Consider the following 12037-nt stretch of genomic DNA (forward strand, 5'->3'; position numbering starts at 1 on the left):
ATCGGCTGTGACAACAGGGTCGCTTTCCCAAAAACAAAGCTTTATAGATGCGCGGGTTTGAGCAGGTGCGCGGTTCCGCGCCGGTAACAGGAAGAGTTAGATGACGAACGTAGTCGTGGTCGGTTCGCAATGGGGTGACGAAGGCAAGGGCAAGATTGTCGACTGGCTTTCGGAACGCGCGGATATCGTTGTGCGCTATCAGGGCGGACACAATGCCGGCCATACGCTCGTCATCGACGGCACGAGCTATAAGCTCTCGCTGCTGCCGTCCGGCGTGGTACGCCCGGGCAAGATGGCCGTTATCGGCAACGGCGTCGTCGTTGATCCGCATGCCCTGATCGCCGAGATCGGCCGATTGGAGGCGCAAGGCGTGACGGTTACGCCTGACAATCTGCGCATTGCAGACAATGCGACGCTCATCCTTTCCTTGCATCGCGAGCTCGACGCGATGCGTGAGGATGCGGCATCGAACAGCGGCACCAAGATAGGCACGACGCGCCGCGGCATCGGCCCGGCCTATGAAGACAAGGTCGGCCGCCGCGCCATCCGCGTCATGGATCTTGCCGATCTCGACAGCCTTTCCGGCAAGGTCGACCGTATCCTGACCCATCACAACGCACTTCGCCGCGGCCTCGGCGTCGCCGAAGTCAGCCACCAGACGATCATGGACGAGCTGACCTCGATCGCCGATCGGGTGCTGCCCTTCCGCGATACCGTTTGGCTGCTGCTCGACAGGGAGCGCCGGAAGGGCGCCCGCATCCTGTTCGAAGGAGCGCAGGGCAGCCTGCTCGACATCGATCACGGCACCTATCCTTTCGTGACTTCCTCGAACACGGTGGCCGGTCAGGCTGCCGCCGGTTCGGGCATGGGGCCGGGCTCGCTCGGCTATATCCTCGGCATCACCAAGGCCTATACGACACGCGTCGGCGAAGGCCCGTTCCCGACCGAGTTGAAGGACGCGATCGGTGAGTTCCTCGGCGAAAAAGGTCATGAATTCGGCGTGGTGACGGGTCGCAAGCGGCGCTGCGGCTGGTTCGACGCAGCACTGGTGCGCCAGTCGATCGCCACCAACGGCATCACCGGCATCGCGCTGACGAAGCTCGACGTGCTCGACGGCCTCGAAGAATTGAAGATTTGCGTCGGTTATATGCTCGACGGCGAACAGATTGATCATCTTCCCGCAAGCCAGGGAGCGCAAGCTAGGGTCGAACCGATCTACATCACGCTGGAGGGATGGAAGGAATCGACCGTGGGCGCCCGCAGCTGGGCGGATCTTCCGGCACAGGCGATCAAGTATGTTCGCCAGGTCGAAGAACTGATCGGGGCGCCTGTCGCACTCCTTTCCACCAGCCCGGAGCGGGATGACACGATACTTGTGACCGATCCGTTTGAGGATTAAGCTCACGGGTCACTATAGGGGATAGTTCGGGAGAGTTCCGGACTTCTTGAGAAAGTACTGATGGCGGATTTTATTGCAGTTATTCGGCGGGCCGTCGACGGCCTGGCTGAAAACACCCCAGAGATGCGGGTGAAAGTGTACGATCGTGCCCGCGGCGCAGTGCAGCGGCAGCTCGAGAACATGAAGCCGCGTCCGCCGGAAGCCATGCTGCAACGCCAGCTTGAAAAGCTCGAGGCCGCCATCCGCGAAGTGGAAGGCGAACATTCCGAGGCGTTGCCGCTCGACGAGCCGGTTGCCGCCGTCACGGAACCGGAATCTTCGGAGGAACAGGCGGTTCGCGCGGAAAGCGAACCGACGCCTGCGCCTGCTGTCGAAGAGCCTGCCTACGAAGCCGATCCGGAACCGCAGGCGGTGAAGGCTGCCGCCGAGCCCGATCATGTAGAAGCTGCCGCGCCGCAGGAAGCTCAAAAAGAGCTTACGGCCGAGGAGCATCTCTCCGAGGACGCGCCGGGCCTTCCTGAGGCGGCGGTTGCGGCCGAGGCTGCGTCTCCCCTGGAGACGGAGACACCCGCTCCTGCCGAAACATACTGGCATCCCTCGCATGAAGAGGAGGCGCCGGCCGAGGAGTGGCATGCCGGCGACGCGCACGGCGTCGCTGCCGAGGCCGCGTCGGACGACGATGGGCGCTGGGAACCGCCTGCCGAGCATCGCTCCGAGGACGCCGGCGAATATCATCCTGACGAGCAGCATCCTGCAGAAGCCGAAGAGATTGCGGCCGAACCGGCGACGCTGGAAAGCGAGGAGCCGGCCGCCGAGAAGGCTTACGAGCCTGTCGAGTCGCTCCAACCTGTCACGCGCGGCCTCGACCATGCAGCCCATCGGCTGATGGAGCCTGTCGCTGAGTTCGATCGTCCGCAGGAATTTGTCGAGCACAGCCGCGAGGAGCCGCTGCAGGCCGATGCCGTAGCGCATTTCGATCCCATCTGGAGCGAGCCTGCCGCCGAAACGCCGGCTCCGGCGCCGAAGGATGCCGAGACCGAATGGGCCGAAGAGGAACTCCGGCAATATTCGGAAACGGCGCCGGTCACTGCCGACGCCTCGGCACGCGCCTTCGAAGAGGTGATATCGAGCCTCGAAAAAGTGGCGCCTGCGGCCGTCATGCCGGCCGCCAAGGAAAGTTTCTCCTGGGAGACGGCCGCCTTTGACGACCTGCCGCCGATCGAGGCCGGCAACAACAAGAAGACGCCGGTCGCCTCGCATTTCGACGATGTCGATATCTTCGCGGAAGTACACGACGGCAAGCCGGCGCTTGCGGGCGGCGCGCCGAGCCAGGACTGGCGCGAGGCGAAGGCGCTGCGCGGCTACGACCGCCGTGGCTCGGTTGCCGCTGACGACGATGACACCAACCCGGGAATGGATATCGACCAGATGGTCGCTTCCAAGCTGCAGGGCAAGAGTTTCCGGATGGAGCCGAAGCGCCGCCGCTTCGGCATCGGCACTGTGATCACGCTCCTCTTCGCGCTCATCCTGATCGGCGGCGGCGCCTATGCCGGCTGGACGAACAGGGAGGCGCTGGTGGCAATGGTCGACGGGCTTGTCAGCTCGGCCCCGACACAGGCAACGAAAAACGAGGCGACGAAGAACGAGGCGACGACGGCGCCGGCGGGATCCGAGACACCTGCCGAGCCGAGCGCCACGACACCGGCCAAGCCGACGACGCCGCCGGGAGCACAGAATACTCCAGCGGCGCCGGCACAGCCGAACCAGCCGAACCAGCAGGTGGCGTCATTGAACAATGACGGCGCGGCGGCCAATTCCAAATTTACGCAGCGGCTGCTTGCCGATGGAACCGAGGTCGACAGCGGGCCGGCAACGGTGCCGGGAACGCCGACGGCGGAAGGCAAATCGGTCGCCGAACAGAATGTTGCCGCAGCCGATACGCCGCCTGCCAGCGCGCAGGGTGATGCGGCCCCCGCCGAAACGCCGACGCCGAATGGCCCGGCGGCATCGCCGCAGCAGGCCGCACCGGTCGGCTCGTCGGAAAAGATGTTCCTCTACGAGGAGCGTATCGGCCAGAGCTCGCCGACGGCGATCGAAGGATCGGTCGTCTGGAGCGTGCAGCACGAGACAGGTCAGGACGGCCGGCAGGAGGCGACAGTGCAGGGTAACGTCACCGTTCCCGAGCGCAATCTCTCGGCTCTCGTCACCTTCAAGCGCAATTCCGATCCGTCGCTGCCGGCAAGCCATCTCGTCGAGATCGTCTTCTCGGTGCCGCCGAATTTCGAAGGTGGCAGCATCGAAAGCGTCCAACGCATCTCCATGAAGCGCACAGAGCAGGATCGTGGCGACGCGCTGATCGCGGTTCCGGCCAAGATCACCGACGATTTCCACATGATCGCGCTCAACGACTATCCCGATGCGCGCAAGGCCAATCTCGACCTGATGTCGACCCGCAACTGGATCGATATCCCGATCACCTACCGCAACGGCCGCCGCGCGCTGCTGACGATGGAAAAGGGCGGCACGGGAACGGATGCGTTCAATACCGCGATCAAGGAATGGACAGCGCTCGGAGATGTTTCGACGAGCCAGTGATGGCTTTTCCGGCGGTAGCGGACCGGGGTGCGACAGAGATCGATGAAAAGAAAAGGCGGGCCGCAAGGACCCGCCTTCTTCAATTCCATCGCGCAGCAGCTTATGCCGTGGCTTCGACGACGCGGACGGCCTTGGCACGTTCCAGGGCTTCCTTGCGAACGGCATCCTGGACCTTTTCGAAGGCGCGGACCTCGATCTGGCGGACGCGTTCGCGGCTGATGTCGAATTCCGCCGAGAGGTCTTCCAGCGTCACCGGATCCTCGGCGAGGCGGCGAGCTTCGAAGATGCGGCGCTCGCGCTCGTTCAGCACGCTCATCGCTTTCGCCAGCATGCGCCGACGGGTGTCGAGCTCATCCTGTTCGATCAGCACGTCTTCCTGGCTGTCGTGATCGTCCACCAGCCAATCCTGCCACTGGCCGCTGTCGCCTTCGGCCGCCTTGATCGGCGCGTTCAGCGATGCGTCGCCGGAGAGGCGGCGGTTCATCGAAATGACCTCCTCCTCCGAGACCTTAAGCTTGGTGGCGATTTCCGAGACATGCTCCGGCTTCAGGTCGCCATCGTCAATTGCCTGGATGCGGCCTTTCAGCCGGCGCAGGTTGAAGAACAGGCGCTTCTGATTGGCGGTCGTGCCCATCTTCACCAGCGACCACGAGCGCAGGATATATTCCTGGATCGAGGCCTTGATCCACCACATGGCATAGGTGGCGAGGCGGAAGCCGCGCTCGGGATCGAACTTCTTGACGGCCTGCATCAGGCCGACGTTGCCCTCGGAGACGACTTCGCCGATCGGCAGGCCGTAGCCGCGATAACCCATGGCGATCTTCGCCACGAGGCGAAGATGGCTGGTGACGAGCTTGTGGGCGGCATCACGGTCGCCGTGCTCGGCATAACGTTTCGCAAGCATGTATTCCTGCTGCGGCTCGAGCATCGGAAACTTGCGGATTTCGTCGAGATAACGATTGAGACCGGCTTCGCCGGCTGTAATGGACGGCAAGGTATTTCGGGCCATAGTGCACCCTCCTAAAGTGGATTCCGGTTCCCGATGAAAACGCGCCCCCGCGTTGAAAAGGCAAACCGGGACGTGCGGCTCTCTACCCAAGCCCGCACTAAGTCCATATACAGATAAGTATGGCAAAACGGCGATTCAAGGTGCCGCTCACGCAGGTGTGAGCGGGAAGAGCGGCGTCCGGAGCCGCCCTTTATCCCCGCAATGCCTCGACCAATTCTACCATGTCATCCGGCATCGGGACCTCGAAATGCATGACTTCGCCGGTGCGAGGATGCTCGAATTGCAGCATGAAGGCATGCAGCGCCTGGCGGCCGAAACCGTTGACGACCTTGCGGATCTCTTCGGGCAGAAGATTGGCCTTGGTCTTGAAGCCGGCGCCATAGGCCGTGTCGCCGAGCAGCGGGTGACCGATATGGGCCATGTGGACGCGGATCTGGTGGGTGCGGCCGGTTTCGAGGTGGCATTCGACCAGCGAGGCGAGCGCAGTCGCGTCGGGTTTTTCCTGGAAGCGCTCGATCACCTCGTAATGCGTGATCGCCTCGTCGGCGTCATGGCTGTCCGGGCGCTTGACGGCGCGGCGCGTGCGGTCGCCGGTGGCGCGGCCGAGCGGGGCGTCGACCGTGCCGGTCAACGTGCGCGGCCGGCCCCAGACGATCGCCTGGTAGGCGCGCTCCAACGGCATGGTGCGGCCGTGATCGGCAAATTGGAGCGAGAGGTGGCGATGGGCGATATCGTTCTTGGCAGCGACCATCACGCCCGTGGTATCCTTGTCGAGACGGTGGACGATGCCGGGGCGGCGCACGCCGCCGATGCCGGAGAGCGTATCACCGCAATGATGGATCAGCGCATTGACCAGCGTTCCCGTCCAGTTGCCGGGGCCGGGATGAACGACGAGGCCGGCCGGCTTCGATATGACGATGACGTCTTCGTCCTCATGGAGAATATCGAGCGGAATGTCCTCGCCCTGCGGCGTCGGGTCCTCAGGCTCAGGCAGAACGAGCTCGAAACTGTCGCCGACGCGCACCTTGCGCTGCGGATCGGTAACGGGCTCGCCGCGCATGAAAACCTGGCCGTCCTTGATCAGCGCCTTGATGCGGCTGCGGGAAAATTCCTCGCCGACCTGCGCCGTCAGCCAGGCGTCGAGCCGGCCTTCGGCGGTTTCATCGGCGGTCAGGACTTTTCTAATGCCAGCTGCTTGTTTAAAGGGGTCGCTCAAGACGCTTCTTCTCCGAAGTATTTTTAGAACGGAACGCACCGATGACGACGATCGAGCCAGAAGACCAGGAAGAGAAGCCCCTTGATCCGGCGATGGAAAGTGTCCGGCGCAAAATGGTCCGCCTGCAGATCGTTTCCGGGGCCATCATGTTCGTGAGCCTTATGGCGGTCTTCGGCGCGGTTGTCTACAAGGCGATGCACAGCGAAGCGGCAGCGCCTGCCGCCGCCGCTTCAGGCGTGCCTTCGGATGCGCCGCTTGCGGCGACCGTCTCCCTGCCGCTCGGCTTCAAGGTGCAGTCCACCTCGTTTTCGGCAGGGCAGATCCTTTTCTACGGCGAAACGGCCGAGGGCAAGAACAAGGCGCTGGTCTTCGATCTCCGGACTGGCCGCACCGTCGCCGACGTCACCGTCGCGGGCAATTGAGGCTGGTATGGCCGCTGTCCCGATCACAATCGACAGCGCTGATGATCCGCGTATCGCCGAATTCCGCGATATAAGAGAGCGCGACCTGACGGGCCGAGAGAACCGCTTCATTGCCGAAGGCACCGTCGTGCTGCGCATGCTTGCCGAGGCGCATGCGGGAGGCCGTGGCTTTTTCGCTGAGAAGATCCTGCTGCTGCGCAACCGCGTCGAGGGCGTGCTGCCGATCCTCGAGCGGTTTCCGGCGGATGTGCCGGTCTATGTCGCCGACGCCGATGTGCTCGATGGTGTCGTCGGTTTTCATCTGCATCGCGGCGTTCTCGCCGTCGGCCGGCGGGAAGACCGTGGGGAGGCCGCACTTCTCGATGCGCTGCCGGAACGGGCGCTGGTGCTCGTCGGCTGCGGCATTTCCAACCACGACAATGCCGGTTCGATGTTCCGCAATGCAGCCGCTTTCCGGGCGGATGCGGTGTGGCTCGACGAAACGTCCTGTGATCCGCTTTATCGCAAGGCGCTGCGTGTCTCGGTCGGATCGGTGCTGAGCGTTGCCCATCGCCGTGGCGGCAAGGCGCTGGATGTCCTTCTGGCGCTTGCCGAGCGGGACTTTGCCATCTGGACGCTTTCGCCGCACGGCAAGACCGATATCCGCAGCATCCCGCCTTCGGCGCGCATGGCGCTCGTCGTCGGCACCGAAGGGGAGGGCCTGCCGGAAGCGCTGCTTCAGCGCTTCCAGAGCGCGCGCATTCCGCAGTCGGACGAACTCGACAGCCTCAATGCCGCGACGGCGACGGGGATTGCGCTATTTTCCATGGCCTCCGCGATGGGGCGGATCTGAAGCGTATCGCTCCCATCAGGTTCGAGCCCGCACGCCTGTCAGAGCGGCGGATTGGCGATAATCGCTGCCGCCCTGTCGGCAAGGCTGACGCGATCGCTCGGGTTCTTTTCAGCAGCTTCCGGCAGAAGCGTGTGGATCGGCGACGAAGGGCCTTCGTTGAGTGCGGTCAACGCCACCATGTTGGCGGCGATCGAGGCAATCTCCTCGCGGATCGCGCCGTCGCGTCCGGTGACGGTCTTTGCCTTCTGCAGGCGCTCGGCAAGGGCGGCGCTGCGCTTGCGGACATCGTCGCCCATCTGCCCGGTGACAGCGGCGGTGTTGAGCGTGGAGTCGGCCGTCTCTTCGGCGGCCGTTTCCGCTGGGAGTTCCGCTGCCATTTTGGCAAGGCCGGCGTCGCGCAGCACCCGATTTACCTTGCGGATCTCGGCATTGGCAGTCTTCAACTGCTCCTTCAATTTGGCAATCTCCTGCTGGCGACGGGCAAGCAGGTTTTCCTTTTCGGCGGCGGAAGCGCTCTCGCGCGCGGCCTTGTCCTCCAGGCGGATCACCATATGCTGCTGCTGCGTCAGTTGCTGTTCGGCATCTTTGGCGCGCTTCTGCAACAGGAGGACGTCCTGGCGCATCGTGTCGCGTTCGTCGCGCAGCGCGTTGGCGCGGAATTTCAGGCTTTCGGCCTCGGTCTCGCGGGCGGCCAGGTCGATCCTCAGCCCATCGGCCTGTTCGCCGAGCTTATTCAGCCGCGTGCGCATCGTTGCCAGTTCGCTTTCCTTGTTGGCGGCGGACTGCTCGGCGATATGCAGATTGGTCTTCAACTGGCTAATATAGTTCTCATCCTTGCGCAGACGCGATCGCTGTTCGGCTGCCTCGACCTGCATTTCGCCGATATGGGCCTGCAATTCACCGATCTCGGCGGCAAGCCTGCCGGCATCGACGGCGAGCGCATCGTGGCGCAGCTGGAGCGACAGGGATTTCTCGCGCTCACGCAGAAGGTCCTGGGTGGTGCGGGCATTTTCGGCGGCATAGAGCGCGCGCACCATATCCTTCTGGGCGCGGACCTCCTGCGGGCTTAGCGGCATCGTCGCCTTCAGCCGGTTCTCGGTATACCAGACAATGCGGCGGTGAACGGCGGGCGAGACCAGAAAGACGAGGAAGGCCGCGGTCAGGAAGCCCAATCCGAACAAGAGAGCATATTCGATCACGGCGCGGCCATCGATTCGCAGGTTGATACCAGAGCGGGATGATTTTAGCCCCGGTGGCCTGAAATCTAGATCCCGTTCTCAATTAAAGAGATGGAGCATGATGTCGTCCGAAAACCGCTCACGCCTTTCGGCATTATGCTCCTGCTCAGCCATAATGATTAAGCATGCATGGCGCATATGGGCAAGGCCGCCGATGGAACTGCGGCCGATTCCAGCGCCTTTGCGGCCTTAGAAGGGGTTCCAGGTCGGCGCCTGGGTGATCTTGAGATAGCCGACATTGATGCCGAGACGGGCGCCGACGCCGGTGCGGATCGGCACAACAAGCACGTCATTGTTCTTGAGCAGCGTCATGCCGAAGCCGGCAATAACATAGGCTGAGCCGCTGACGCCGCCGAAGCGGGCATAAATGCCGTTGATGGAGGGCAGGTCGTAGACCAGCATCATCACGCGCGAACCCTGGCCACCATAGTCGATGCCGAGGGAAGGCCCTTGCCAGTAGAGCGGATGTTCGCCGGCGTTCTTGGTGTTCAGCTGGCCTTCGCCATAAGTGAGGCCGGCGATGAAGGCGCCACCGCCTTCCTGTCCCAGGATATAGCCGTTCGGCAGGCCGTATTTCTGGAAGGCGCTTTCGACTACCTTGGCAAGTCCACCGCTGGTGGAGCCGAAGAAAGAGTGGCCGGCATCAACGATTTCCTGCATCGTATACTGGCCGTTATTCTGGGCGGCGGCCGGTCCGGCAATCATCAGCGAGGAGAAGACGATGGCCGAGAGCAGCCTGCAGAAATCGATGAATCGGTGCGGAAATCGAGGGCGCATGGTGTCATCCGTTCGTCGTTTGGCTGGGAGCGGGCAACCGCTCGCGGCGATTGGTGCATTTTGCGCCGATGATCTTAACAATCGGTTTACCAAATATGGTGTCATTATGGCGCCGAATACGATCGCAAACTTCGCGCAATTTTGATGAAGCATACTACCGGGCGCATGAGATTGCCGCCCCTCAGGAGACGATGATGTCCAACAACCCTAATCTCACCCTGTCCGGCCCGGATCTGGCCGCGCTTCTTTGCAGCCGCGTTTGCCACGATGTCATCTCGCCCGTCGGCGCGATCAACAACGGCCTGGAACTCCTGGATGAGGGCGGCGCCGATGCCGACGCGATGGATCTGATCCGCACCAGCGCGCTCAACGCTTCCGTCCGCTTGAAATTCGCGCGGCTGGCTTTCGGCGCGTCTGGCTCGGTCGGCGCCTCGATCGATACTGGCGAGGCCGAGCGGGCGGCCAAGGATTTCGCTGTCGCCGAGAAGAAGACCGAAGTGATCTGGAACGGACCGCGCGCTATCGTCGCCAAGAACCGGGTCAAGCTGCTGCTCAATCTCTTCCTCGTCGCCTATTCCTCCATTCCGCGCGGCGGCGTGCTTGAGGTGACGCTCGAGAATCCTGAATTCGATGCCAGGTTCAAGCTCACGGCCAAAGGCAAGCTGATGCGCCTGCCGCCGAAATTCGTCGAGATCTCGACCGGCACGATCGAGGAAGCGATCGACGCCCATTCGATCCAGCCCTACTACACCGTGCTGCTGGCGCAGGAGTGCGGAATGACGCTCGATCACAGCGCCAGCGCCGAGGAACTGGTGTTCACGGCGGTGGCCGCCGCTGCCTGATTTTGGAGCGCCGACGGGGGCGGCGCCCGTCCGGTAACGATTCCTTAGCCAGATGGACCTATCATCCACGGTTGTAAGAGGCCCCTCGCTGCGACGAATGCGGGGGCAAAGGAGCGGCCATGCAAAGGTTCATGATCACCGATAATTCGGACATCGTCCGCAAGGTCGGCAAGCGCATTCTCTCCGAACTCGACTTTCTCGTCAGCGAAGCTTCCAACGCCAGCGAAGCCCTGCAGCGCTGCCAGGCGGAGCTGCCGGAATACCTGATCGTCGATTCCGGCATGGAAGGCGCGCTCGATCTCATCGCCGCCATCCGCGCCTTGGAGGGCGGCAAAGAGGTCAAGATTTATTACTGCGTCGTCGAGGCGGATCTGAAGAAGCTGATGGCGGGCAAACGGGCCGGCGCCACTGACTTCCTGCTGAAGCCGTTCGATCGCAAGATCCTGACCGCCGTCTTCGGAAACCGCGCAATCGCCGCCTAGAGTGGTTCAGCTTTTCACGGAAGCGCAGAACCGCTCTAACTTTTTGTTTTTACGCAATTCCGGACGGAAAACCGCTTCGCACTTTTCCTGGAATTGCTCTAAGAGCAGGCCTTTTCTCTGGAGCAAGGTGCCGAAGTGCAAGCGCTCGGCTGCCGCAACCGTCCATTTCCTATCTAGATGCAGAGATTTCGGGCCGGTCCAGCCTCAAACCCTTCGTTATTCGGGCGGCGTCCTGTTGCGCCGGCAGAAACGAAAAATCCCGCCGGAAGGGCGGGATCTTCGTTATCCGATAAGGGGATCGGAAAGTCAGGCGGTTTCGGCGTATTCGGCACCATCCGGCTCGCGAAGAACGTATCCGCGGCCCCAGACCGTCTCGATGTAGTTGGCGCCGCCTGCGGCGTTGGCCAGCTTCTTGCGCAGCTTGCAGATGAAGACGTCGATGATTTTCAGTTCCGGCTCGTCCATGCCGCCGTAAAGGTGGTTCAGGAACATTTCCTTGGTGAGCGTCGTGCCTTTGCGGAGCGAAAGCAGCTCCAGCATTTGGTATTCCTTGCCCGTCAGGTGAACACGCTGGCCGCCGACTTCGACGGTCTTGGCATCGAGGTTGACGATCAGTTCGCCCGTCATGATGACCGACTGGGCGTGACCCTTGGAGCGGCGGACGATGGCGTGGATGCGGGCGACGAGCTCGTCCTTGTGGAAGGGCTTGGTCATGTAGTCGTCGGCGCCGAAGCCGAGGCCGCGAACCTTGTCTTCGATGCCAGCCATGCCCGACAGAATGAGGATCGGTGTCTTGACCTTGGACAGCCGGAGAGTGCGCAGCACTTCATATCCGGACATGTCGGGCAGGTTCAGGTCGAGAAGGATGATGTCATAATCATACAGCTTGCCCAGATCGACGCCTTCTTCACCGAGATCGGTGGTATAAACATTAAAACTTTCTGATTTCAGCATCAACTCGATGCTCTGCGCCGTAGCGCTGTCATCCTCGATGAGAAGTACCCGCATAATTATCCCCTTTACCGCCGCCGAAAGGTGGTCTGGCCCCCTACACGATACCCGAACAAGCTACGTGATTTGGAAGCTGCCACGAAATGGTTAACAAATTCTAATTCACTCTGGCAAGGAGTATCGAATTTATTAAATAATTTTTCCATTTCTCTGTTTTCCAATAGGAATCTCAAAAAGGCTTTCCTCAACTTTAACATTAGGAAACAGCGCTAAG

11 protein-coding genes are annotated in these 12037 nt (G+C 62.1%); 6 read left to right on the forward strand and 5 right to left on the reverse strand.

The genetic code is table 11. The annotated features are described in order from the left end of the window. Window positions 1-100: 100 nt before the first annotated feature. Complete coding sequence (locus EFD55_RS11575) at window positions 101-1399, forward strand: adenylosuccinate synthase (protein ID WP_125845192.1); 1299 nt, start codon at window positions 101-103, stop codon at window positions 1397-1399. Between the two features lie 60 nt (window positions 1400-1459). Then, on the forward strand, window positions 1460-3994 hold the full coding sequence (locus tag EFD55_RS11580; RefSeq protein ID WP_125845193.1) for a hypothetical protein: 2535 nt from the start codon (window positions 1460-1462) through the stop codon (window positions 3992-3994). A 100-nt stretch (window positions 3995-4094) separates the two neighbouring features. Here EFD55_RS11580 and rpoH read toward each other — a convergent pair whose 3' ends face one another. Both rpoH and EFD55_RS11590 read right to left on the reverse strand, forming a co-directional pair. Next, entirely contained in the window at window positions 4095-5003 is a 909-nt protein-coding gene (gene rpoH / locus EFD55_RS11585; RefSeq protein WP_125845194.1) for an RNA polymerase sigma factor RpoH, read from the reverse strand. A 190-nt stretch (window positions 5004-5193) separates the two neighbouring features. Continuing rightward, window positions 5194-6219, reverse strand: a complete 1026-nt coding sequence (locus EFD55_RS11590; protein WP_125845195.1) for an RluA family pseudouridine synthase — start codon at window positions 6217-6219, stop codon at window positions 5194-5196. Window positions 6220-6260: 41 nt separating this feature from the next. Between EFD55_RS11590 and EFD55_RS11595 the strand changes: the two genes are divergently transcribed. Together EFD55_RS11595 and EFD55_RS11600 are read left to right on the forward strand one after the other, a co-directional pair. Beyond that, window positions 6261-6641 (forward strand): hypothetical protein, encoded by a 381-nt coding sequence (locus EFD55_RS11595; RefSeq protein WP_125845196.1) that lies wholly within the window; start codon window positions 6261-6263, stop codon window positions 6639-6641. A gap of 7 nt (window positions 6642-6648) precedes the next feature. Beyond that, complete coding sequence (locus EFD55_RS11600) at window positions 6649-7473, forward strand: TrmH family RNA methyltransferase (RefSeq protein ID WP_125845197.1); 825 nt, start codon at window positions 6649-6651, stop codon at window positions 7471-7473. A 38-nt stretch (window positions 7474-7511) separates the two neighbouring features. On the opposite strand, the gene EFD55_RS11605 is transcribed toward EFD55_RS11600, so the two are convergent. Beyond that, window positions 7512-8672 carry a coiled-coil domain-containing protein gene (locus EFD55_RS11605; RefSeq protein WP_125845198.1) on the reverse strand — a complete coding sequence of 387 codons (1161 nt, stop codon included), beginning with the start codon at window positions 8670-8672 and terminating at the stop codon, window positions 7512-7514. Window positions 8673-8900: 228 nt separating this feature from the next. After that, window positions 8901-9488 carry a DUF1134 domain-containing protein gene (locus tag EFD55_RS11610; protein ID WP_125845199.1) on the reverse strand — a complete coding sequence of 196 codons (588 nt, stop codon included), beginning with the start codon at window positions 9486-9488 and terminating at the stop codon, window positions 8901-8903. A 194-nt stretch (window positions 9489-9682) separates the two neighbouring features. Here EFD55_RS11610 and chpT point away from each other — a divergent pair, with 194 nt between their 5' ends. Together chpT and EFD55_RS11620 are read left to right on the forward strand one after the other, a co-directional pair. After that, complete coding sequence (gene chpT, locus EFD55_RS11615) at window positions 9683-10330, forward strand: histidine phosphotransferase ChpT (RefSeq protein ID WP_125845200.1); 648 nt, start codon at window positions 9683-9685, stop codon at window positions 10328-10330. Window positions 10331-10449: 119 nt separating this feature from the next. After that, on the forward strand, window positions 10450-10812 hold the full coding sequence (locus EFD55_RS11620) for a response regulator (RefSeq protein WP_125845201.1): 363 nt from the start codon (window positions 10450-10452) through the stop codon (window positions 10810-10812). 306 nt (window positions 10813-11118) lie between these two features. On the opposite strand, the gene ctrA is transcribed toward EFD55_RS11620, so the two are convergent. Continuing rightward, window positions 11119-11820: a response regulator transcription factor CtrA gene (ctrA, locus tag EFD55_RS11625; protein ID WP_003542362.1), complete on the reverse strand. Its 702-nt coding sequence runs from the start codon at window positions 11818-11820 to the stop codon at window positions 11119-11121. Between the last annotated feature and the right edge of the window lie 217 nt (window positions 11821-12037).

Origin of the sequence: Rhizobium pisi, assembly GCF_003938655.1 — a bacterium.
GTDB classification, from domain to species: Bacteria; Pseudomonadota; Alphaproteobacteria; order Rhizobiales; family Rhizobiaceae; genus Rhizobium; species Rhizobium pisi.

Excerpts from the sequence above, each read along its gene's own strand:
- EFD55_RS11580 (WP_125845193.1), top strand. The coding sequence starts at position 1,460 with ATGGCGGATTTTATTGCAGTTATTCGGCGGGCCGTCGACGGCCTGGCT.
- EFD55_RS11575 (WP_125845192.1), top strand. The coding sequence starts at position 101 with ATGACGAACGTAGTCGTGGTCGGTTCGCAATGGGGTGACGAAGGCAAG.
- EFD55_RS11600 (WP_125845197.1), top strand. The coding sequence starts at position 6,649 with ATGGCCGCTGTCCCGATCACAATCGACAGCGCTGATGATCCGCGTATC.
- chpT (WP_125845200.1), top strand. The coding sequence starts at position 9,683 with ATGTCCAACAACCCTAATCTCACCCTGTCCGGCCCGGATCTGGCCGCG.
- EFD55_RS11620 (WP_125845201.1), top strand. The coding sequence starts at position 10,450 with ATGCAAAGGTTCATGATCACCGATAATTCGGACATCGTCCGCAAGGTC.
- EFD55_RS11595 (WP_125845196.1), top strand. The coding sequence starts at position 6,261 with ATGACGACGATCGAGCCAGAAGACCAGGAAGAGAAGCCCCTTGATCCG.
- EFD55_RS11610 (WP_125845199.1), bottom strand. The coding sequence starts at position 9,488 with ATGCGCCCTCGATTTCCGCACCGATTCATCGATTTCTGCAGGCTGCTC.
- ctrA (WP_003542362.1), bottom strand. The coding sequence starts at position 11,820 with ATGCGGGTACTTCTCATCGAGGATGACAGCGCTACGGCGCAGAGCATC.
- rpoH (WP_125845194.1), bottom strand. The coding sequence starts at position 5,003 with ATGGCCCGAAATACCTTGCCGTCCATTACAGCCGGCGAAGCCGGTCTC.